We start from the raw sequence: 21,168 nt of genomic DNA on the forward strand, positions 1-21,168 counted from the left end.
GTTCGCCTCGATTTCGGCGCACCCGCCCCTGGCGACGGGCGCAATAAAACAGTCGCGGACAACTCCTGCGTGCTCTAGGTTTGTCCGTATGGCAGGCAGTCCTGGCTTGAACGGAGCGTGCGTGGCCCCCGCGTACTACGTGCGGCCCCGCACGGCAGCCCGGCCTCTGCCCGCGCACTGCGCTGCTCCCGTTCCTCGATCGATCTGATCGATTCCTTCAGTTCTGACCGAACTGAGATGGGCTGCGCCCCATAGTGTTCCGGCACGGTCCGGGCGAATCACACATTCCTGATTCGACCACTCCGTTCGGAGGACACCCATGTCCCGCAATCGTTCGCTGCCGCATGCCCGGATCCGCTCCGGCAGTACCCGCAAGCAGCTGTCACAGAACTTCCTCACCGATGCCGGTGTCGCGGGGAGGCTGGTACGCGCCGCCGGTATCGGCGCCGATGACCTGGTCGTGGAGATCGGACCCGGCGACGGCATGCTCACCAGGCATCTCCTGAGCACCGCGGGCCACATCCTGGCCTACGAAAAGGACCGCCATTACGCCGAGAGACTGCGCGCACGCTATGCGAATAATCGTCGAATTCGCGTGCACCACGCGGATATTCGCGATATCACTCCACCCCGCGAACCATTCACGGTCGTCGCCAATATACCGTTCGCCGCGAGCACCGACATCGTCCGCTGGTGTCTTGGCGCACCGCGGCTCAGCTCGGCGACATTACTGGCCCAACGCGAGTTCGCCCGCAAATACGCCGGGGACTACGGCCGCTGGACCAAACTCACCATCACCCAATGGCCAACCGTGACAATGGAATTGGGCACCAGAGTCGAACGCCACCACTTCCGTCCGATACCACAGGTCGATGCCGCCGTCCTGCGGCTGCGCAGACGCGAACAACCACTGCTCGCACGAAAGGAACTCCGTGGCTACCACCAACTCGTGGAATTCGGCTTCTCCGGCCTAGGTGGTTCCCTCGCGGCCACACTGCGCCGGGTCCATCCGCCACACAAGGTCCGAGCGGCCTGCATTGTTGCCGGAATCGCCCTCGACGAACCCGTAGGCCTCGTCTCCCCGGACCGCTGGCTCACCCTCTACCAGGCATTGAGCTAGCAAATCAGTTGCCCAACTCGGCCGCCATCGGGGTATCGGCGGAGCTACGATGCGCAGATGGCGCACCCCGCTCCGCCGGTTCCGGGGGCGACGGTCGGTCCGGACCGCTCGCCGGGCGGTCCGCGCGGCACCGGGGTCGCCGAGGTCGTCGAGCGATTCGCGGAAGCCTGGCGGGCAGCCGATGCGCCCCCGGATCTGCCCGCCTACCTACCGGATTCCCCAGCCATCCGCCGGGTGTCGCTGATCGAGCTGATCAAGGTCGATCTGGCGAACCGGTGGATGCGTGGCACGGAGCCGAAGCGTCTCGCCGAATACGTCGAGGACCTGCCGGAATTGCGCACCTGGCCGCTGCCGCCCGATCTCATCTACGAAGAGTTCCACGTCCGCAGGCGCGCGGGCAGTTCGGTGAATGTCGAGGAATACACCGCGGCCTATCCCGAACAGGCCGAGCAACTCTCGGAGATGCTGGCCACCGACGATTACCGCAGCACTCTGCTGGCCGTCTATGCCGATCCGGTGAACCTCGACGAGATCGATGTCGGCCAGAAGATCGACGACTTCGACCTGATGACCGGGCTGGGTCGGGGCGCGTTCGCGCGAGTGTTCCTGGCCAGACAGCGCTCCATGCAGCGGCTCGTCGCGGTGAAGATCTCCCAGGACAAGACCGCCGAACCACAGACCCTGGCCCAGCTCGACCACGACTACATCGTGCGGGTCTTCGACCAACGGGTCCTGGAGAGTCGCCGCCTGCGCCTGCTGTACATGCAGTACGTGCCGGGCGGGACACTGTTCACTGTGCTCGAGCGGGTGCGCAACACACCGGCGGCCGAACGCTCGGGCGCACTGCTGGTCGATGTCATCGACTCGGTACTCGCCGACAAGGGCGAGATCCGGCCCAGCGAATCCCCCGTGCGCGCCGAACTGGCCGAACTGTCCTGGCCGGAGACCATCGCCTGGCTCGGGCGCAGACTGGCCCAGGCACTCGACTACGCCGGACGCTGCGGAGTGCTGCACCGCGATATCAAACCGGCCAATGTGCTGCTGACCGCCGAGGGCATACCGAAACTCGCCGATTTCAATATCAGCTTCAGCGGCAATGTCTCCGGTGACAGCCCGGTCGCCTACTTCGGCGGCTCGCTGGCCTATATGTCACCGGAGCAGCTGGCCGCCGTGCACCCGGACAAACCGACGACAGCCGCCGACCTCGATACCCGCAGCGACCTTTACGCGCTGGCCGTCATGCTCTGGGAATTGCTCACCGGCCGTAAGCCTTTCGATGACGATAAGGTGACCGGCGGCGATCGCACCGCACTCGATGGCATGTTGGATCGCCGCTCGCGCAGTCCGCAATCGCTGCCATATCAGGATCTTCCGGCCGATTGCCCAGTGGCGCTGCGTCGCGCACTGGTCCGCGCCCTCGACCCGGATCCGGATAAGCGGTGGGCGCGCGGCGCGGATATGGCCCAGCAATTCGATGTCTGCCTGGACGCGCGCGCCCGCGACCTGGTCGACCCGCCGCCGCACAGCTGGCGGTTGCGCGCACGGGTGCTCATGCACCCCATCATGGCGCTGGCCATCGGCGGTCCGAACGCGCTGGCAATCCTGTACAGCTACAACCACAATCGCACACTCATCATCGCCAAATTGGACGAGCAGGCGCAGCTCCGCTTCGACCAGATCGCCGTCGCCACCTACGGCATCTGCTTCCTGATCGGGATCATCGTCACCAATGTGCTGCTGGTCGATCTGTGGTCCATTTCGCGCGGGCTACGCAAGGGCAAGTCCTACGACGCGCCGACCCTGGCGCGCGCCCGCAGCGAGGCCCTGCAACTCGGTCGCCGAAATGTGTTGACCTGCTTCGCATTATGGGTATTGGCCGGAGTTGTCGTCCCGGTCTCGGTGCAGGTCTCGGGCAATCACCTCACCGCCGAGGCCTATGTGCACTTCTTCATCACCCAGATCGTTTGCGGCGCGATCGCCATGGCCTACCCGTATTTTCTGGTCAGTTTTTATGCGGTGCGCAGCATCTACCCGATGTTCCTGCCGCACGGCGGACTCGGCGCCGCCGACGGTGTCCAACTGCGCCGGCTCGACCGCAGCAGCACCTACTTCCTCGCCATCGCCGCCGCCGTACCGCTGCTCGGCGTCGCGGGCGCGACGTTCATTCCCGCCGAGGATATTCCGGCGGTCATCGTGCCGCTGCGTGTGCTGTGTGTGGGCAGCGCGCTGGCCTTCATTGCCATCTACTGGTTGTTCCGGATGCTCGAACAAGACCTCGCCGCTCTGGAACGCCTTGTCGCCCGGTGATCAGCCCGGCTGGATGGAGCATGCGCTAGAGGATCTCGCTGGTCGCATTGCGCGGTAGCGCGTCCAGGAAGGTGACATCACCCGGCACCGACACGCCGACCACCGCGACCTCGCTGACCTGCGGCAGATACGACAGCGCCTCCTCCACCGGCTGCGGGAGCACATTCTCGCCACTGAAGATCATCATCTCGTCATCGCGGCCCGCGACGAACAGCCGCCCCGCGACATCGAGATCGCCGAGATCGCCGGTAGCATGCCCGCCCAACGGCGCGTTACCAGCGAACCAGGCCTCGCAGGCCAGGTGGCACTGCACAATGTGATCTAGAGGTGCTTCGTGCACTGTCATTGCGCGAGGACTGGGGAACCGGGAGCGAATATGACCGCCAGAGCAGATCTCGAACAGGAACTGGGCGGCCCTGTAGCGGCCCTCGATCAACTCTCCGAGGCGGAATCCGCCGAATTGCTGACGCTGTTGCGCGACGCGCGCAGGGCCGAGACGGCCGGACTCACCGAGGCCGTCGACGGACTGGTCGGTGCACTGCCCTGGCCGCTGAGCACCGCGGCGAAGAAGGTCATGTTCGGGAATCGGCTCGGCTGATGACGGATTGGGTGACCAGGGCGCAGCTGGTTCTGCTGGCCCGCACACTGCATGTCCCCGCCGAACGCTTGGCTCACTTGGAGAAACTCGGCGCCGAGCAACTGCACGAACTGCAACAACGCATGGCGCGCGCCCTTTTCGACGACCACTCCGCGACCTTCGGACGGCTCAGCAAGCTGGTGCCGATAATTCCGCTGAGCATTTCGATACCGCTGGTGCAGCGAGTCGTGCCGCCGATGATGGGCGGACGCGCCGCGGGTGCGGTCGGCATCGAACATCCCAAGAAGGCCGCGGAAGCCCTCGGGATGCTGGATCCGAAATATGCCGCCGATTGCGCGCCGTATATCGACCCGCGTACCGTCGGCCGACTCGCTGCGGTCGCGCCGCCGGAACCGGTCGTGCGGGTGGCCAACGAGCTGATGCGCCGCAAGGACTATGTCACCGCCGGCCCGTTCCTAGGCTTCGCGACCACGCAACTAGTCCGTGCCATCGAGGCGGGCGTGTCTGACGACGAGGGCCTGATCCTCTCGGCCGCCTACGCCTACTCCGGCCCGAATATCAGCGCGATCGTGCGCCAACTGCTATCCGGGCCGCTGAATCGGATACCGCATATCCTCGACACCGTCCTCGCCGGTTCCACCGAGCTACGCCTGGCGGCGGTATCGGTCTTCGCCCGCTGCGACGAGGACGTGATCGAAGCGCTCGGCGACATCCTGCTCGATATAGGCCCGCCCGAAGCCATTACCGAACTCGCCGCCACCTTCATCGAACACGGCGCGATCAACGACATGCTCCGCTTCGCCGCATACCTGAGCCCATCGGCGCTGGACACCTTGGCGGCCAACCCGATCACCGCGGATCCAGCTGCGATGGCGGCGCTGGTCGCCGCGCTCGCGGGGCAGAGCGATCCGATACTGTGGCGCGGCCTGCTCGACCTGGTCGAGCGCACCGATGCAGAGATCCAACGCCGAATCGGTACCCAACTACTCGAATTGCCCGAAGCAACCGTGACCGCGATACCCGGCATCGCGACCAAGGGCCGGTTGTGGTCGACACTGCTGCGAGTCCTCGCCGTGGCCGATACCGACACCCAGGTCCGTCTCGGCGAGCTCTGGGCCAAGCTGCCCGCCGACGACCGCACGAACATCCAGGGGCGCGCCCGCGATCTCGGGCTCGCTACGCGCCTGGCGACACTCACCGTCACGCTGGACATCTACGGCTGACACCCGGTGCATATTCGCACCCTGTGCAACCGAATGTATACGCGCGCAGCTGGTCTCGGGTGAGGCGACCCGAGACCAGCTGCGTCGCAGGCGGATTACACCGGCGTGAAGTCCCGGCTCGCGATATACGTCGGTCGCGGGGCCGGGGCGGCGAACGGCTCCACCAGTGTGTTCTCCACGCTGTTGAACACCAGGAAGATGTTCGACCGCGGGAACGGCGTGATGTTGTTCGACGAACCGTGCATGATATTCGAATCGAACAGCAGGGCCGATCCGGCGCTTCCAGTGAACTGGGTGATGCCGTACTGGTTCGCCAGCGCATTGATATCCGCGTGCGTCGGTACGCCGATCTCCTGCTCCTGCAACGACTCCCGATAATGCTCGGCCGGAGTGCTGCCGGTGCACGGAACGAAGGTGCGGTGCGAGCCGGGCATCACCATCAGGCTGCCGTTGATCGGATAGTTGTTGGTCAATGCGATGGACAGGCTGACCGCACGCGGTGCGGGCATGCCGTCCTCGGCATGCCAGGTCTCGAAATCCGAATGCCAGTAGAAGCCGGTGCCGCGGAAGCCGGGCATGTAGTTCACTCGGCTCTGATGGATGTAGACGTCCGAGCCGAGCACCTGCCTGGCCAATCCGGCCACCCGGGATTCGCGCACCAGATCGGCGATCGCGCCGCTGAGCCGGTGCACCTCGAAGACCGAACGCACCCGGTTCGAGGACTTCTCCACGATCACCCGGTCGTCGCCCTGCAGCGCCGGATCACCGGCGAGACGGTCGATTTCGGCACTGAACTCCGTGACCTCGGCGGGTGTCAACAGCTCTTCGACGATCCCGAAACCATTGGCATCGAAGGAGGCCAGCTCCTCGGAATCGACCGCGCCCCACACCGTGGGATCGGTCCGGTCCCGGTGCTCGCCGACCGTGACGAGCCGAGTCGGGTAGCGATCGTCGGTCTGCACCAACGTCATTGCGCCTCCTATCCGCTTACCTGGGCCGCGACGAGCGGGTAGACGCCGTCGCTGTCGTGGACCTCCTGCCCGGTGACCGGCGGGTTGAACACGCACATCATCCGCATATCGGTACGTACCTCCAAGCGGTGGCGCTCGTGTCCGTCGAGCAGGTACATCGAGCCCGGCGCCAATTCGTAGCTGACGCCGTGGTCCAGATCCGTCAGCGTCCCCTCGCCTTCGATGAGCCACACCGCTTCCACGTGGTAGCGGTAGTGGAACTCGTGCACGGTCCCGGCTTCGATGCTGGTCTCGTGGAAGGAGAATCCGACGCCGTCGCCGCCGAGCACGATGCGCTTACTGCGCCAGCCCTGCCCCGCGACATCGCGATCGGTGCCGGTGATCCCCGCGGTGCTGCGCACGATCATCTCAACGCTCCTGTCCGCAAACGGTGCCGATCGCGCCGGTCAGCACTCGCAGACCATGCTCGACCTCCTCGTCGGTGGCCGTCAATGGCGGCAGCAACTTCACCACTTCGTCCAGCGAACCGGAGGTCTCCACCAGCAGCCCACGCTCGAAGGCGACCTGGCAGACCTTGCCGGCCTGGGAGGGATCGTCGAAGACCACACCGTGCACCAATCCGCGACCCCGCGTCGAAATGCCCGGGAAGTACTCGGCCGCCTGGGTCAGGGCCGCACCGATCCGCTGTCCCTTCGCCTCGGTCGAGGCCTGCAGGGTGCCGTCGGACCAGAAGTGCTCGAGCGCGGCCTGTGCGGTGATGAAGGCCGGGTTGTTACCGCGGAAGGTGCCGTTGTGCTCACCCGGCGCCCAGACGTCGAGTTCCGGTTTGAACAGCACCAGCGCCAGCGGCAAACCGTAGCCGCCGATGGACTTTGACAGCGTCACGATATCCGGGGTGATGCCGGCGATCTCGAAGGAGAAGAACGGTCCGGTCCGGCCGCAGCCCATCTGCACATCGTCGACGATGAGCAGGATGCCACGCGCGGTGCACAATTCGGACAGATGCCGCAGCCACTCCGGCCGGGCGATATTCACGCCCCCCTCACCCTGCACCGTCTCCACGATCACCGCCGCGGGGCGGTCGAAACCGGACGAGGTGTCGTCGAGCACCCGCTCCATCCACTGGAAGTCGGCAGTGGTGTTGTCGAAGTAGCCGTCATAGGGCATATGCGCGGCATGCACCAGCGGCACACCGGCGCCGGCCCGCTTGGCGGCATTGCCGGTCACCGACAGCGCACCCAGCGACATGCCGTGGAAGGCGTTGGTGAAGCTGATGATCGTCTCGCGTCCGGTGACCTTGCGAGCCAGCTTCAGCGCGGCTTCGACGGCATTCGCACCGGTCGGGCCGGGGAACTGGACCTTGTAATCCAGGCCGCGCGGCGTGAAGACGACGTCGCGCAAGGTTTCCAGCAGTCCGCGCTTGGCCACGGTCGACATGTCGAGGCCGTGGGTGATCCCGTCACCGGCGATGTAGTCCAGTAGCGGCTGCTTGAGCACCGGATTGTTGTGGCCGTAGTTCAACGCACCCGCTCCGGCGAAGAAGTCGAGGTACTCCTTCCCATCCTCGGCGCGCAACCAACTCCCGGACGCGGTGGTGAACACCGTCGGCCAGGCGCGGCAATAGCCACGGACATTGGATTCGAGTTCCTCGAAAATGGTCGTCTCGGCGGTAATCATCGTCGATCCTCCTGCTTTCGGGCGGTAGGGGCGATCAAATAGAGGTCTTCGGCAGCGTGGCTGTCCGGGAAGAGTTCGGAATCGAATAGGGGGTGCTTGGTCAGCTCGGCCGACCGGCGACGCGCCACCGAGGCGAACATCGCGATCGAGGCCGGATTGTCCGGTGCGATCGTGGTCTCCAATGCCGAAACACCGGCGCCGGCCACGGTGTCGAGCAGCGTGTCCAGCAGCGCCGCGCCGAGGCCGCGTCCCCGCTGTTCGTGCTCGACCGCGACCTGCCACACGAACACCGTCTCCGGCGCCTGCGGCCGCAGGTAGCCGATCACGAATCCGACGACCCGGCCACCGACTTCGGCAACCACCGAGGTGCTCGCGAAATCACGACACCACAGCAGGTAGGCGTAGCTGGAGTTGGTGTCGAGGACCTGCGAATCCTTGGCGATCCGCCAGATCTCGGCCGCGTCACCGACTCTCGGTGAGCGCAGCACCGGCTGCGTGTGCGGTCCGGAAATCGGTACGGCCGAAGGGTATTCGGTGACCGACGGTTCGATCGTCTTGGTGGACAGGGTGTGCAGTGACATACGTCTCCCTGGTCGGGTCTGCAGTACTTATCCAGGCTTACGAAGCAACTTTGAGGTGAACCTGTCGATCTCTTTGCGGTTGTATTACGAAAAGATCACAACCGCAGGCAGCGTCATACTTCGGTACCAATGCGGCGTCGGTCACAGGCTCAGCGCTGCAGATCGAGTCGGTAGCCGAGACCGCGCACGGTGACCACGATGCGCGGCTCGGAGGCGTCGAGCTCGATTTTGGTGCGCAGGCGGCGCATATGGACATCGACGATGCGCTCATCGCCGAAAAAGCCGTCGTCCCATACTCTTTCGAGCAGAACGGTGCGGCTGAGCACCCGTCCTGGCGATTCCGCGAGTTCGCAGAGCAATTTGAATTCGGTGATGGTGAGGCGGATTTCGTCTTCGCCGCGGCGTACCGCGCCACCGTCTCGATCCAGCACCAGCGATCCGCCGGGGTGCGCGTCGAGTACGGCCTCACGCGGCGCTTCGCGCTCCATCGTCAGGCGCGCGCGACGGCGCAGCGCCCGCATGCGCGCGGAGATCTCCTTGATCTCGAACGGCTTGGTGACATAGTCGTCGGCCCCCGCCTCCAGCGCGGCCACAACATCATGGGTGTCATCACGCGAGCTGACCACGATGATCGGCACGTCGTGCTCACGGCGGATCTCCCTGATGCAATCGAAGCCGTCCATATCGCCGAGCATCAGCTCGACGATCATCACATCGGGAGCGCCATTGCTGCGCAGATACGTCAGCGCGTCCTCGGCCTCATGTGCCTCGGCAACGTCGTAACCCTCGTCTTCCATGGCCGTGCGCAGTGCGCCACGTACCACTTCGTCGTCGTCAACGATCATCAGGTTTGCGGTCAAGCCCTCATCCCTTGCAGCCACGCGGACGCGACGCGACGCCGAGACTCGCGTACCCGGAACCGACGCGAAGTCCGCACTTCGAGCACCTTTGCCAACTGCTTGAATACCCGGACCGACCAATTGGTAAACGGCAGGTCACGGGCAGTCGGTTAGCGTCCGGCTACTCCACCCTGCGCATGAAGACCCGATTTGTGCAAATTGCACGTGATATACGACACATTTCGGCCAGTGTCACCATTCGTCCCGATGGGACTGTTCCAGCCGGTTGAAGTTGCTCGGCCCGCCGTCGGCCCGGCGCTCCTGATAGCGAAACATCAGTCGGCGCGCGTCGAAGGTGGCGAACCATTCGTCCCAGCCCACCGCGCGCAGCACCGCGCCGCCGTACCCGGGGAAATCGAAGCGCAGGACGCCGAGGCGACCGTCGTATTCACTGCCTGGCATGGTGGCCGGTCGCGCACCACGCTGCTCGGCCCACCGCCGGATCACTTCATGATTGCGGGTGACGAGGAAGCGGCCGGGCTGCTGTGGGCCCTCGCCGCGAACGACTGATTCCGGCGGTTTCTTCAGCGACCTCGAAGCCCCCGGTCCGCCGAACGGATCTCGGGTGGCCGGTCGTCGCTGATCGTTCATGACGACCTCCTTGCGCGTCGGCATCAATAGTCCGGTTCCTCTTCGCGTACCCGCGTGCAACGCCGGGCAAACAGTGGATCCGATCACTACGAAACACATTGCGCGACAATGCATTCCCCTCGTCGATCAGTCGCGCAGCGCGGCGTCGCGCAACTTGCCGAGCGTTCTGGACAGTATGCGGGAGACATGCATCTGCGAAACGCCGAGCTGTTCGGCTATCTGGGACTGGGTCATGGACTCGAAAAAGCGCATGACCAGCACCTCGCGTTCCCGGTCGGGCAGCTCCTCGATCAGCGGCCGGACCGCCAGGTAGTCCTCCACATACTGGTAGCTGGGCTCATCTTCACCGAGACTGTCCAGCAGCGGTTGCGGCGCGTTCTCGATGTCGTCGCCGGCCACCGCGTCGATCGAACTCGACTGATAGGCATTGCCCGCGATCAGCGCCTGGGTGACCTCGACCAGATCCACATCCAGCTCCGCGGCGATCTCGCGCGCCTTCGGCAACCGGCCCAGCCGCTGCGATAACGCCTCGATGGTCGGACCGATGCTGAGCTGGATCTCTTTGGTGCGCCGGGGCACCCGCACCGCCCAGGTGTTGTCCCGGAAATGCCTGCGCACTTCGCCCATGATCGTCGGCACCGCGAACGACAGGAACGAGGAACCACGCGACACATCGAAGCGGTCGACGGCCTGCACCAAACCCAACCGGGCCACCTGCAGCAGATCGTCGAAGTTCTCGCCGCGCCCGGAGAATTTGCGCGCGATGTGTTCGGCCAGCGGTAGGCACCGGCCGATCAGTTCCTCGCGCAATAGTTCTCGACGGTGATCGGCCGGGTCGATGGCGGCGATCTTTTCGAAGAGCGGCTCGATATTGTCGTAACTGTCGCGGTGCGCTCTCGAATCAGCCGCCATCACCACTCCGCGCCCAGCTGAAGTCGACGACAGTCGGATATCCGGAGATCACACTGTCGAACGGCTCCTGCGCCGCCGAGATCGACTGCGTCAGCGTGCGGACGATATGCCAGCCGAATCCGGCCTGACCGACCACCTTCTCCGACACCGCGACCGCGGACACGCGCACGAACATCTCGTGATCGTTGTAGGTGAAATCGCTGTCCAGGGTCGAGCCCGGAGTTGCCTCCAGGATCAACGACGTGGCCACCTCGTCCAGCGCGAGCCGGATATCGACCACTTCATCGATCGCGAAATCCGCGATAAGCGCGACTGTTTCGGCGAGCGCGCGCAGCATGGTCAGCTGCTCCAACTCGGCGGGGATGCGAACCCCGATCGTCGTCGTCTTCTCCGCCGCGGACTGGGAACTCCACTCCCCCATGCCCATCACCACCTCTTTTCCTCCGAGCCGACCGGAACTTGCCTTCGAGTCGGGGGCCATTCGCGACTTACCCGGCCGGTCACCATCGAAACATCGCAACCGGTGTGGATCCGACTCAGTCGGCCTCGATCCGTTCATGCGCAGTCAACAGCAGATGGTCGAAGCGCGTGCGCAGTTCGGCCATCGAATCGGTCAGCATCCCGAGATCGGCGATCAACTGGGCGGCCAGTGCACGCAGTTTGATGTTGGTCTCCTGGGAGCGCCAGCTCAGCACCCGGAACGCCTGTTCGCCGTTGATACCGTAGGCCAGCATCAACGCGCCCTTGGCCTGCTCGATCACGGCTCGCGACGCATACAGTTCGGGCAGCGCGTCGTCGAGAGTCTCCTGCTGCCGCTCCTCGAGTGCGTCGGTGACATCTATGTAGTACCCCGACGTCCCGATCACCGTTTCCGCCTCGTCGAGCATCTGATCGGCGACCACGATCACGTGGTGCACGCGACCGCTCGTATCGATGATCCGGTGCCGGCTGGAGAACGGCTGCGCGTTTTCGATGGAGTTGGCCAGGGTGTCAGCGACCTGTGCGCGATCCTCTGGATGTTTATGCGACAGCAGCAGTTCAGTGGTCGGTGTCACCGTCCCCGGCTCGTATCCATGCAATGCCGCCACCTCGTCGGACCATTCCCACCGCTCGTCGGCAAACCAGAAGTAGAAGGTGCCGACGCTCTGCGTCTTCCCCATGCCGATGACCCGGCCCAACGCCTTCGCCTGCTCGGGCGAAACCGATCCACTCTCCATCACAGCGCAAGTATGGAGTGTGATCATGCTCGGTGCCGGGATATCGACCCGACCAGGGACTTAAGGCCTCATTTAGGTGTCAAGCGCGGCCCGCATCGTCGGGAAATCACAGCACACGGCGCGTACTCCGGTAATGGCGAGCACCCGCTCGATCTCCCGGCGCCCCGCGACGATCCGCACAGCGGGACCGTCGTGCGCGGCCCGCTGGGTGATCGCTCCGATGGTGGCCGCGACCCGGATACTCAAGAATTTGGTGGCGCGCAGATCGAGGACAACCGCATGGCACCGGGTCGTGACGGCTTGTTCGAGCATGGCGCGGAACTCCGGGAGTGCGGCCGCATCGAGTTCCCCTTCGGCACGCACCACCACACAGTGTTTACGGCGATCGACGCGTTGCGACCAGAACCGGTTACGTGGTCGTTCACCGGCCGGGTGCTGACCATTCGATCGGTGCTGTAGAGCGGCAGACATGTCAAACCTCCCAATGGGAATCCCGGTCCTGCGCGGCAGGATCGGATCACGGGAGAGTGGCGATGGCGGCGGCCGGTACGACATACCGGTAGTCGCCACGATGCGGCAGGTGTCGCTACGCGCTCCCGCTGGCCGAGTCCCGCTTGGTGTCACCGCGTCGGACCCAGGGTCGGCTGTAGTCTCAACCGTTTCCCATTCTGGCACGCCGGTCCGATCCGTCTCAACCACCGGATTCATCGCGGCCATCGCGCCAGCGCAACGGTGCGATCACCCACGCCGCCGCGAAAAGCGCGGCGACCACCGCTCCCGACACCGCACCGGCGATCGTGCCTGCGACGGTGTCCATCACCAACATCGTCGCGCCGGTCAGCGCGAGTCCCAGCAGCGCGATTCCGGCCATCGCGCAGCGATGCGCCGCCGCCACGACATTGCCCAACCGATGTCGCCGGAACAGGATCCGGTGCCACGACACCGGCGCGACCAGGAACACCGTCGCACCCATCGCCGCGGAGACGGTACCCAGATACAGCAGGCGCATCAGCTGCGACAAGGTGGTGAATCCGGCCTGGAACGGGAGGATCAGCAGCGCGCTGATCAAGAACTGCACACCGGTCTGCACGACGCGCAGTTCCTGCACCAGATTGGACCAATTGCGGTCCAGTCGTTGCGTTTCGGTCTCATGTCTGGCGTTGCGATCCCATTCCTGATCATCGATGGTCACGGCTGGGTCATCGCCCTTCGATGTCGTCGCCATGGCTGCTCCTGGGTTCGCGCTCCGTATTGGCGGCGTACCCGCGCCGGGACGGCATACACCCCGCGATCGTTGCTCGGAGCGCCGCTGATTCGGTGTTCGACGGGCGGGTATGCGGATAATGACGCCGACGCGATCGGCGGCATCGTTTCGAGGAGGAGCGATCCATCATGAGAAACACCGGAACAGGCCGAGGTCGCATCGCCGCGGTGGTCGCTGCGGCCGCGCTGGCGGTCTTGGCCAGCGGCTGCGAGGAGGCCGAGAAGGCGGTGAACAAGGGCGGTGACACACCCTGTAGTGAATTCGTCGCGCAGGACAAAGATAAACAACGTGTCACGGTGACCAAATTCCTCGAGCAGGAACGTAACGGCAATGCTCCGGCGACCAATGACCAGACCGTCGACGCCTCGATCGCCGCCATCGAATTGATGTGCCGGGCACAGGCCAATCCGGACACACCTATCCGCAAAGCCGACTTGACCGGCATCCTGGTGCCGATGTAATCCCGGTACCGAAAGTAAAAAGTAATGGGTTGCCGGACTTATTGTCCGGCAACCCATTACATGTCATGTGCAGTGATTATCGATAATCACTGCCCCTGTTGGTAAGCGCGCTGGCGCTGTTCGTCGAGCTTGGCTTCGGCACGCTGCTTCTCGGCGGCCGCTTCCTTGGTGGCTGCTTCACGCTGTGATTCCGCCTTATCCTGCTGGGCTTTGCCTTCGCCCCGCAGGTCGTCGTTTCCGAAGACTGCGCCGGCGGCCTCCTTGATCTTGCCCTTGGCGTCTTCGACAACGCCTTCGACACCTTCGCGGGGACCACTCTTGTGCTCGGACACGATATCTACCTCCGAATTATCGGTTTTCAGGTGGACATTCGCCGCATACCCCGGATCTGCCCGTTGAATCCGAACTCCGCATTTTCCTCGTGGATTCCGCAAATTCTCGCCGCATATCGGGATGTTTCGGCGGTGCGGCAGCGGTTATCGCCGGAGCATGAGGTCCCTGTGGTTGAACGATGCCGAGGTGCCGGCGCGACTGCGGCTCACGCCGGGGCTGCGGTTCGACACCGTCGTGATCGGCGCCGGGCTCACCGGCCTGGTGACCGCTCTGCTGCTGGCCGAGAGCGGTGTCGACGTGGCGGTGCTGGAGAGTAAGCGAGTCGGGGCGGGTACCACCGGTGCCAGTACGGCGAAGGTCAGTCTGCTGCAGGGGATTCGAGCGCAGCGGATCCGCGGTCGCCACGGCGATCGGGCGGTGTCCGACTATGTCGAGGCCAATCGCGAGGGACAGCAGTGGCTGTTGCGCTACTGCGCGGAACATTCGGTGCCCGTCCAGCGCGTCCCGGCACTCACCTACGCTCAGTCCAAGGCCGAAATGTCCGCTGTACGAAGGGAATACGAGGCGACACGGGCCGCCGGGCTGGCCACGACGCTCGTCGAGGAGCTGGATATGCCGTTCCCGGCGCACGGTGCGGTCCGGCTCGATAACCAGGCTCAACTCGATCCGATGGCACTGCTGGCCAGTTTGGCCGCCGATATCGAATCGCGCGGCGCGCCGATCTTCGAATCCACCCGCGCCAAGGGCGTGCACAGCGGCGAGCACGACCAGTTGGTGATCGAAACCGAGCACGGCGATCTGGTCGCGCGCACGATCATTCTGGCCACCGGCACCCCGATACTCGACCGCGGCGGCTTCTTCGCCCGGCTCACCGCCGAACGCTCCTACCTCAGCGCCTTCCGGGTAGCCGAGCCGATCCCGCATGGAATGTTCATCAGCGCGGGCGAGCCCACTCGGTCGCTGCGGTATACGCCGGGACCCGATGGTGCGGAGCTGCTGCTGGTCGGCGGCAACGGCCACGTGGTCGGCCGCACGAATGCGGCCAGCCGCCGGGTCGATGAGTTGATCGCTTGGACACAGCGGTGTTTCCCCACCGCCGAACCGCTGCAGAGCTGGTCCGCGCAGGATTACCACCCCGTCGACGAACTGCCCTACGTCGGTCCGCTGCTGCCCGGGCAGAATCACATCCTGCTGGCCACCGGCTACGCCAAATGGGGCTTGACCAACGGCATTGCCGCGGCCTTGGCGCTCGTCGGCCGGGTCAATGGGAAACCACCGCAGTGGGCCGATACCTTCGCCAGCTGGCGGCCGAGCGAGCTGAAGTCGATACCCGCCGCCGTATTCGCCAATAGCTCTGTGGCCCAACAACTTTCCTTTGGCTGGCTGCGCCTGATCGGCACCGGCCTCGGTGCAGCGCCTGCCGAAGGCAGCGGCCGCGTCGAACGCCACGGGTTGCGACCGACCGCCGTATGCACCGTCGACGGCGCCACCACCGAGGTATCCGCGGTCTGCCCGCATCTGGGCGGCATCGTGCGCTGGAACGATGCCGAGCAATCGTGGGATTGCCCGCTGCACGGCTCCCGGTTCGCCGCCGACGGCACGCTGCTCGAGGGCCCGGCCACCGACTCGCTGACGCCGATCGCCGGCCCGTTCCCCGGACCCGAATCCCGTGAGTTGTGAGGTGGGCCTGGTTGTTCGGGCCGGCGCGACCCGCTACGCCTCGATTCCGGAGCATCCGGGCGTCGCGAATTTCGTCGGCGAGTTCTGACTGCCGTTGCTGCATCACGCGATGCGCTGCCGGTACCGGATAGCTCCTGTCGCGGGATACCCTGCACCGCAACGATTTCGATGTCGAATGGCAATCGATTGTCGGGTGCCTCGGTGTCATCCGAGGTGGCTCTGTCCGGCACCCTGTCCGCGTAGCCCGGACCGAAGCGCCTTGGATCACCATCCGGACAGGATCGGCGACTCCTGGCGGGTGGCCTGTACACAGATTTGGTGAATCTCGGCAAGTCATGAAGAGGTGCTCCGGGTTGCCCTATGATTGCTAATTGTTGTGATCCAGACGGCCGGATCTAGCCGGCGATGGTGAACGATCTCTGATCGACCTACGATTTCACATCGACCCGTGTTGCTTGCTGCCTGTTTGCCAATGCTCGGCCACAACTTCGGGAGGTTGTCATGCACGATGAGCGCGACCAGTTCGCTGATCTGTCCGAGGTCAGGATGTGCTTCCGCGACGAGGGTGATCCGTCGGGGGAACCGCTGCTGATGATCATGGGGCTCGGCTCCCAGCTGATCCACTGGCCCCAGGAAATCGTCGACCACCTCGGTGAGCGCGGCTACCGAGTGATCCGTCCCGACAACCGCGACAGCGGTCTGACCGAGTGGAAGACCACCCCGAGCCAGTACTACCTGCGGGCGGTCGCCCGAGACGCTGTCGAACTCCTCGATTATCTCGGCATCGAGCAGGCGCACGTCGTCGGCGCCTCGTTGGGCGGGATGGTCGCCCAGCTACTCGCGATCGAGCACACCCCGCGGGTGCTGTCGCTGTGCTCGATCATGAGCACGCCGCACTTTCTCATCGGCATGGCCGGTGGGGACGTGCTCGAGGAACTGATGAAACCGATGCCGCCGGATCGTGAGGCCGCGATCGAGCAGATCACCGACCTGTACACGCTGATCGGCTCGAAGACCTACGCCGACCGTGAGCGCCGTCGCGCGCTCGCGACCGAGGCCTACGACCGCGCACGGCACCCCGACGGCTCGGCACGCCAGGTGACCGCGGCCATGATCGCTCCCGACCGCAGGAGCCGCCTCCAGCAGCTGCAGTTGCCCGCGCTGGTCATTCACGGTGCCGAGGACACGCTCATCAAGATCGCCGGCGGCGAGGCCACCCACGCTGCGATCCCCAACTCGACCTACCTGCCGTTCGCCGCGATGGGCCACGACTTGCCCGAGCCGCTGTTCGAGCAGATCGTCGAGGCCATCGCCGAAAACGCGGCCCGGCGTCCCGCGGTCGTGTGACGTCATCGCTGCAGCCCCGGATTCCCTCGGGCTGACCGGCGCCGAACGCCACGCAATGCAATGCAGGAGAGCTCTCGATAGCTGAGACGCGATGGACGGCGGAAAGTGCCCGTGTTCGGGCCGGGGTCGTCGACCGGTCCGGCGGTCACGATCCGCCGTCCGTATCGCGGTGAGCTACCGGCGTGGTCGTGTAGCAGCATCCTGAGCGCCGGCTAGGAATTCGATCGACGGCGGAGCACAATATTTGCAGGGACGTTGCAGGTGACCTTTCGTGTTCGACAAATCACTTCGCCTACCGATTGAGGGGCGAAAACTGACGACATGCACCGAAACGGCGAGCGCCCGAAAGGGCTCAGTGTTTCCGCGCTGGCGGCGGTAGCGAACCCGTCGTACTCGCGAATCGACACATGGAATCTGCTCGACGACGCGTGCCGTCGGCTCGCCGATGTCAACCGTGCCGGGCTGGACACCACCCATGAAGCGGCCCGGGTGCGGCGCCTGCTCGATCGGCTCGGCGCCTACGAGCGGTACTGGCTGTACCCAGGCGCGTCGAGACTGGCGGCATTTCGCGGATATCTCGCCGATCTCGCAACGGTGCAGCTCGCCGAGGATGTGTCGCTGGCCGTGCGCCTGCTCTCCGACTACGGCGACGGTGCAGCTGTGTTCGACGCATCCGCGCCGCTGGCCGATCAGGAACTCGTGGCGCGGGCCAAACAGCAGCAGTTCTTCACCGTCCTACTCGGCGACGATTCTCCGCCCGAGGCTCCCGAGAGCCTCGCGGAGCACCTGCGCGCGCTTCGCGACCCGTCGGACAATCTGCAGTTCGAGCTGCTTGTCGTGTCGAGCATCGAGGATGCCATCACCGCCGTCGCGTTGAACGGCGAGATTCAGGCGGCGGTCATCCGGCATGACCTGCCGCTTCGTTCACACGACCGGGTGCCGTTGATGACCACATTGCTCGGCGTCAACGACGACGTGGTCGTGACCGACCGCACCCAGAACTGGGTCGAATGTGGCGAGTGGATCAGGCAGCTGCGGCCTCATATCGATCTGTACCTACTCACCGACGAATCGATCGCCGCGGAGACCGAAGACGAGCCGAACGTCTACGACCGCACGTTCTATCGGCTCAACGATGTCACCGATCTGTACAGCACGGTGCTCGCCGGCTTCCGGAGCCGGTTCGCCACACCGTTTTTCGACGCCCTGCGCGTCTATGCGGCCGCGCCGGTCGGCCAATTCCACGCCCTTCCCGTCGCGCGCGGCGCCAGCATCTTCAACTCCAAATCGCTGCACGACATGGGCGAATTCTATGGCCGCAACATTTTCATGGCCGAGACGTCGTCCACCTCCGGCGGACTGGACTCGCTGCTGGACCCACACGGCACGATCAGGGCGGCGATGGACAAAGCCGCGAAGACATGGTGTGCCGATCAGACGTACTTCGTCACCAACGGAACATCCACCGCGAACAAGATCGTTGTGCAGGCCCTGACCCGGCCGGGCGACATCGTTCTGATCGACCGCAATTGCCATAAATCGCACCACTACGGCCTGGTGCTCGCCGGGGCGTACCCGATGTACCTGGACGCCTACCCGCTCGAGCCGTTCGCGATCTATGGTGCCGTGTCCCTGCACACGATCAAGAAGGCCCTGCTGGACCTCGAGGCGGCCGGGCAACTGGACCGAGTGCGCATGCTGCTGCTCACCAACTGCACTTTCGATGGCATCGTCTACAACCCCCGGCGCGTAATGGAGGAGGTCCTGGCGATCAAGCCGGACATTTGCTTCCTGTGGGACGAGGCGTGGTACGCGTTCGCCACCGCGGTGCCGTGGGCCCGGCAGCGGACCGCGATGGTTGCCGCCGAACAACTCGAATCGATGTTGTCCGCGCCCGGGTACGCCGAGGAATATCGCGCGTGGCGTGCGTCGATGCAGGGAGTCCACCGCGCCGAGTGGACCAACCACCGGCTACTTCCCGACCCCGAACGCGCGCGGGTACGCGTGTATGCGACGCATTCCACTCACAAGTCGCTATCGGCGCTTCGGCAGGCGTCGATGATCCATGTCCACGACCAGGATTTCAAAGCTCTCACCCGTGAGGCGTTCGGTGAGGCGTTTTTGACCCACACCTCGACATCCCCGAACCAGCAACTCCTCGCATCCTTGGACTTGGCGCGTCGCCAGGTCGACATCGAAGGCTTCCAGCTGGTCCGGAACGTCTACGACATGGCGCTGGTCTTCCGGCACCGCGTCCGCAAAGACCGGCTGATCGGCAAGTGGTTCCGCATCCTCGATGAGGACGACCTGGTGCCCGATGAGTTCCGGCCCTCCGAAGTCAGCTCGTACCGACAGGTCAGGCAGGGTGGCTTGGCGGAGTGGAACGAGGCGTGGCGGTCCGATCAGTTCGTGCTCGACCCGACTCGGGTCACCCTGTTCATCGGCAAGACCGGCATGAACGGGTTCGAGTTCCGCGAGAAGGTCCTGATGGACCGGTTCGGTATCCAGATCAACAAGACCTCGATCAACAGTGTGTTGTTGATCTTCACGATCGGCGTCACCTGGTCGAGCGTGCACTACCTGCTCGACGTGCTGCGTCGAGTGGCTACCGATTTCGAGCGCAGCCGGCGCGCGGCCGGTAAGGCCGATCGCGCCCTGCAACAGCGCCGAATCGACGAGATGACGAAGGATCTGCCGGCGCTGCCCGACTTCAGTGAGTTCGACAGCGTGTTTCGTCCCGACGGTGCCCGCTCGTTCGGCGACATGCGATCGGCCTTCTACGCCGGGTATGAGGATTCCGACCGCGAACACATCCTGCTCGGCGACGCCGGGCGACGGATCGCCAAGGGGAAGACCCTGGTGTCCACCACCTTCGTCGTCCCCTACCCGCCCGGCTTCCCGGTGCTGGTACCGGGTCAGGTGGTCTCGACCGAGATCCTGTATTTCCTGGCCGAGCTCGACGTCAAGGAAATTCATGGATACAACCCCGACCTCGGGTTGTCGGTCTTCACCGAGGCCGCGCTCGCACGGCTGGCCGCGACTCGGCACGCAATTGCCACGGCGGCCGGCGATGCGCCGCAGGCAGCGACGGCGCTGGAGTCAGCTCACGCGGTGGATCGGATGCAGTCGCGATAGCGCGCACGGCATCGGCGCGCGAGCTGAGCTGGTCACCGTGGATAGCGAGAATCCGGCGACGATCGCATCACCAGTTGTCGGGGTCGCCGCCGCGGAGACGTTTCACGGCCAGGTCGATCCAGGTTTCGAAGTAATTGGTGAGATCGCCGGTGGTGGCGGGCCGGACGGTGATGTGTTCGCGGGTTTGCTGCTGAACGTAACGGCCATCGCCTTCGGTATCGAACCATCCGAGGGCGTACCAGGGTGCCGGGCGGCTGTGCAGGTATCCGGCGAGCAGGCCCGCGACGCCCGCGCCGGAGCGATGCTGAGTCAGACGATCGAAACGTTCCAGCGGACTATTGCGGCCATGGCCGTGGCCGTTGTTGCTGGAACGCAGGTCCTCGACATGGAAGGTTTCCGGTTTGGCGCTGCCCGGAGGAACCGAGGGCAGGATGGCGGCCAAGCGTGCCGCCAGTTGTTCGGTGCGAAACAGTCGACAGCGGATAGGGCTGTCGACACCGCCCGCGGCGGTCTGGGTCAGCATCACCGCGTGATATGGAGTCCGGGCACCGAGAACGCGGTATTCGCGGGGTTCGCCCTTGCCGAGAACCGTTGATTCACCGGCGATTTCGATGCGCAGCTCAGAGGTGGTGAGGGTGTGCAGGGCGAGGTTGATCTGCTCGGTTTCCTCGACACCGTAGCGGGCGCGCACGGCGGCCTGATGCGCGGCGACCTCGTCGTTGGTGGCCAAACGGCTGACATAGCGCAGCGGGTGCGGGAACCGGTCGTTCGCCTCGCTGTACCAGAGCGCCGCGAAATCGTCCGGTTCCCAACTCCATTCGGCCATCGTGGTCATCCAATCGACATCATGCG

General features: G+C 64.8%; 21 protein-coding genes and 1 pseudogene. 8 read left to right on the forward strand and 14 right to left on the reverse strand.

Annotated features, from left to right (window positions below):
* The first annotated feature begins 319 nt into the window (after positions 1-319).
* Both erm and OIE68_RS10670 read left to right on the forward strand, forming a co-directional pair.
* Positions 320-1,120: a 23S ribosomal RNA methyltransferase Erm gene (erm, locus tag OIE68_RS10665; protein WP_327099217.1), complete on the forward strand. Its 801-nt coding sequence runs from the start codon at positions 320-322 to the stop codon at positions 1,118-1,120.
* A 57-nt stretch (positions 1,121-1,177) separates the two neighbouring features.
* Entirely contained in the window at positions 1,178-3,427 is a 2,250-nt protein-coding gene (locus OIE68_RS10670) for a serine/threonine-protein kinase (protein ID WP_327099218.1), read from the forward strand.
* A 25-nt stretch (positions 3,428-3,452) separates the two neighbouring features.
* On the opposite strand, the pseudogene OIE68_RS10675 reads toward OIE68_RS10670, so the two are convergent.
* Positions 3,453-3,677, reverse strand: a pseudogene (locus tag OIE68_RS10675) (acyl-CoA synthetase); the annotation flags it as partial.
* 126 nt (positions 3,678-3,803) lie between these two features.
* On the opposite strand from OIE68_RS10675, the gene OIE68_RS10680 reads away from it, so the two are divergent.
* Entirely contained in the window at positions 3,804-4,025 is a 222-nt protein-coding gene (locus tag OIE68_RS10680; RefSeq protein WP_327099219.1) for a hypothetical protein, read from the forward strand.
* Complete coding sequence (locus OIE68_RS10685) at positions 4,025-5,248, forward strand: hypothetical protein (protein WP_327099220.1); 1,224 nt, start codon at positions 4,025-4,027, stop codon at positions 5,246-5,248. The genes OIE68_RS10680 and OIE68_RS10685 overlap by 1 nt, the downstream gene beginning before the upstream one ends.
* A gap of 95 nt (positions 5,249-5,343) precedes the next feature.
* Here OIE68_RS10685 and thpD read toward each other — a convergent pair whose 3' ends face one another.
* The 11 genes from thpD to OIE68_RS10740 form a co-directional block, all read right to left on the reverse strand.
* Positions 5,344-6,219: an ectoine hydroxylase gene (gene thpD / locus OIE68_RS10690; RefSeq protein WP_327099221.1), complete on the reverse strand. Its 876-nt coding sequence runs from the start codon at positions 6,217-6,219 to the stop codon at positions 5,344-5,346.
* An 8-nt stretch (positions 6,220-6,227) separates the two neighbouring features.
* The gene (locus OIE68_RS10695; protein WP_327099222.1) at positions 6,228-6,626 is read right to left on the reverse strand and encodes an ectoine synthase; all 399 of its coding nucleotides are present in this window, start codon (positions 6,624-6,626) and stop codon (positions 6,228-6,230) included.
* Between the two features lies 1 nt (position 6,627).
* Positions 6,628-7,896 carry a diaminobutyrate--2-oxoglutarate transaminase gene (ectB, locus tag OIE68_RS10700; RefSeq protein WP_327099223.1) on the reverse strand — a complete coding sequence of 423 codons (1,269 nt, stop codon included), beginning with the start codon at positions 7,894-7,896 and terminating at the stop codon, positions 6,628-6,630.
* Positions 7,893-8,477 carry a diaminobutyrate acetyltransferase gene (gene ectA, locus OIE68_RS10705; protein WP_327099224.1) on the reverse strand — a complete coding sequence of 195 codons (585 nt, stop codon included), beginning with the start codon at positions 8,475-8,477 and terminating at the stop codon, positions 7,893-7,895. Before ectA ends, ectB begins: the two co-directional genes overlap by 4 nt.
* A gap of 149 nt (positions 8,478-8,626) precedes the next feature.
* Positions 8,627-9,337 (reverse strand): response regulator transcription factor, encoded by a 711-nt coding sequence (locus OIE68_RS10710; protein ID WP_327099225.1) that lies wholly within the window; start codon positions 9,335-9,337, stop codon positions 8,627-8,629.
* 231 nt (positions 9,338-9,568) lie between these two features.
* On the reverse strand, positions 9,569-9,967 hold the full coding sequence (locus tag OIE68_RS10715; RefSeq protein WP_327099226.1) for a hypothetical protein: 399 nt from the start codon (positions 9,965-9,967) through the stop codon (positions 9,569-9,571).
* A gap of 126 nt (positions 9,968-10,093) precedes the next feature.
* Positions 10,094-10,879, reverse strand: coding sequence for an RNA polymerase sigma factor SigF (locus OIE68_RS10720; RefSeq protein ID WP_327099227.1), 786 nt, complete (start codon positions 10,877-10,879; stop codon positions 10,094-10,096).
* Positions 10,869-11,300 carry an anti-sigma factor gene (locus tag OIE68_RS10725; protein WP_327099228.1) on the reverse strand — a complete coding sequence of 144 codons (432 nt, stop codon included), beginning with the start codon at positions 11,298-11,300 and terminating at the stop codon, positions 10,869-10,871. Before OIE68_RS10725 ends, OIE68_RS10720 begins: the two co-directional genes overlap by 11 nt.
* Positions 11,301-11,415: 115 nt before the next feature.
* Positions 11,416-12,096, reverse strand: coding sequence for a PAS and ANTAR domain-containing protein (locus tag OIE68_RS10730; RefSeq protein ID WP_419150762.1), 681 nt, complete (start codon positions 12,094-12,096; stop codon positions 11,416-11,418).
* 72 nt (positions 12,097-12,168) lie between these two features.
* A complete protein-coding gene (locus OIE68_RS10735) occupies positions 12,169-12,567 on the reverse strand; it encodes an STAS domain-containing protein (RefSeq protein ID WP_327099229.1) in 399 nt (132 codons plus the stop codon).
* Between the two features lie 220 nt (positions 12,568-12,787).
* A complete protein-coding gene (locus OIE68_RS10740; protein ID WP_327099230.1) occupies positions 12,788-13,321 on the reverse strand; it encodes a DUF6328 family protein in 534 nt (177 codons plus the stop codon).
* 167 nt (positions 13,322-13,488) lie between these two features.
* On the opposite strand from OIE68_RS10740, the gene OIE68_RS10745 reads away from it, so the two are divergent.
* Entirely contained in the window at positions 13,489-13,821 is a 333-nt protein-coding gene (locus OIE68_RS10745) for a hypothetical protein (protein WP_327099231.1), read from the forward strand.
* Between the two features lie 86 nt (positions 13,822-13,907).
* Here OIE68_RS10745 and OIE68_RS10750 read toward each other — a convergent pair whose 3' ends face one another.
* Positions 13,908-14,153, reverse strand: a complete 246-nt coding sequence (locus tag OIE68_RS10750) for a CsbD family protein (protein WP_327099232.1) — start codon at positions 14,151-14,153, stop codon at positions 13,908-13,910.
* 157 nt (positions 14,154-14,310) lie between these two features.
* On the opposite strand from OIE68_RS10750, the gene OIE68_RS10755 reads away from it, so the two are divergent.
* From OIE68_RS10755 to OIE68_RS10765, 3 genes are all read left to right on the forward strand, one after another.
* On the forward strand, positions 14,311-15,834 hold the full coding sequence (locus OIE68_RS10755) for an FAD-dependent oxidoreductase (RefSeq protein ID WP_327099233.1): 1,524 nt from the start codon (positions 14,311-14,313) through the stop codon (positions 15,832-15,834).
* Positions 15,835-16,335: 501 nt separating this feature from the next.
* The gene (locus OIE68_RS10760) at positions 16,336-17,181 is read left to right on the forward strand and encodes an alpha/beta hydrolase (RefSeq protein ID WP_327099234.1); all 846 of its coding nucleotides are present in this window, start codon (positions 16,336-16,338) and stop codon (positions 17,179-17,181) included.
* A 321-nt stretch (positions 17,182-17,502) separates the two neighbouring features.
* Positions 17,503-20,316 (forward strand): aminotransferase class I/II-fold pyridoxal phosphate-dependent enzyme, encoded by a 2,814-nt coding sequence (locus OIE68_RS10765; RefSeq protein ID WP_327099235.1) that lies wholly within the window; start codon positions 17,503-17,505, stop codon positions 20,314-20,316.
* A gap of 67 nt (positions 20,317-20,383) precedes the next feature.
* On the opposite strand, the gene OIE68_RS10770 is transcribed toward OIE68_RS10765, so the two are convergent.
* Positions 20,384-21,151: an ESX secretion-associated protein EspG gene (locus tag OIE68_RS10770; protein ID WP_327099236.1), complete on the reverse strand. Its 768-nt coding sequence runs from the start codon at positions 21,149-21,151 to the stop codon at positions 20,384-20,386.
* Positions 21,152-21,168: the final 17 nt, after the last annotated feature.

Source organism: Nocardia vinacea (assembly GCF_035920345.1).
In the GTDB taxonomy this organism is placed as follows: domain Bacteria; phylum Actinomycetota; class Actinomycetes; order Mycobacteriales; family Mycobacteriaceae; genus Nocardia; species Nocardia vinacea_A.

Coding starts and splice junctions, on each gene's coding strand:
- OIE68_RS10685 (WP_327099220.1), top strand. CDS start 4,025: ATGACGGATTGGGTGACCAGGGCGCAGCTGGTTCTGCTGGCCCGCACA.
- OIE68_RS10680 (WP_327099219.1), top strand. CDS start 3,804: ATGACCGCCAGAGCAGATCTCGAACAGGAACTGGGCGGCCCTGTAGCG.
- OIE68_RS10740 (WP_327099230.1), bottom strand. CDS start 13,321: ATGGCGACGACATCGAAGGGCGATGACCCAGCCGTGACCATCGATGAT.
- OIE68_RS10745 (WP_327099231.1), top strand. CDS start 13,489: ATGAGAAACACCGGAACAGGCCGAGGTCGCATCGCCGCGGTGGTCGCT.
- thpD (WP_327099221.1), bottom strand. CDS start 6,219: ATGACGTTGGTGCAGACCGACGATCGCTACCCGACTCGGCTCGTCACG.
- OIE68_RS10765 (WP_327099235.1), top strand. CDS start 17,503: ATGCACCGAAACGGCGAGCGCCCGAAAGGGCTCAGTGTTTCCGCGCTG.
- OIE68_RS10695 (WP_327099222.1), bottom strand. CDS start 6,626: ATGATCGTGCGCAGCACCGCGGGGATCACCGGCACCGATCGCGATGTC.
- OIE68_RS10770 (WP_327099236.1), bottom strand. CDS start 21,151: ATGACCACGATGGCCGAATGGAGTTGGGAACCGGACGATTTCGCGGCG.
- OIE68_RS10670 (WP_327099218.1), top strand. CDS start 1,178: ATGGCGCACCCCGCTCCGCCGGTTCCGGGGGCGACGGTCGGTCCGGAC.
- ectB (WP_327099223.1), bottom strand. CDS start 7,896: ATGATTACCGCCGAGACGACCATTTTCGAGGAACTCGAATCCAATGTC.
- erm (WP_327099217.1), top strand. CDS start 320: ATGTCCCGCAATCGTTCGCTGCCGCATGCCCGGATCCGCTCCGGCAGT.
- OIE68_RS10730 (WP_419150762.1), bottom strand. CDS start 12,096: ATGGAGAGTGGATCGGTTTCGCCCGAGCAGGCGAAGGCGTTGGGCCGG.
- OIE68_RS10725 (WP_327099228.1), bottom strand. CDS start 11,300: ATGGGGGAGTGGAGTTCCCAGTCCGCGGCGGAGAAGACGACGACGATC.
- OIE68_RS10760 (WP_327099234.1), top strand. CDS start 16,336: ATGCACGATGAGCGCGACCAGTTCGCTGATCTGTCCGAGGTCAGGATG.
- OIE68_RS10735 (WP_327099229.1), bottom strand. CDS start 12,567: ATGTCTGCCGCTCTACAGCACCGATCGAATGGTCAGCACCCGGCCGGT.
- OIE68_RS10715 (WP_327099226.1), bottom strand. CDS start 9,967: ATGAACGATCAGCGACGACCGGCCACCCGAGATCCGTTCGGCGGACCG.
- OIE68_RS10755 (WP_327099233.1), top strand. CDS start 14,311: ATGAGGTCCCTGTGGTTGAACGATGCCGAGGTGCCGGCGCGACTGCGG.
- ectA (WP_327099224.1), bottom strand. CDS start 8,477: ATGTCACTGCACACCCTGTCCACCAAGACGATCGAACCGTCGGTCACC.
- OIE68_RS10720 (WP_327099227.1), bottom strand. CDS start 10,879: ATGGCGGCTGATTCGAGAGCGCACCGCGACAGTTACGACAATATCGAG.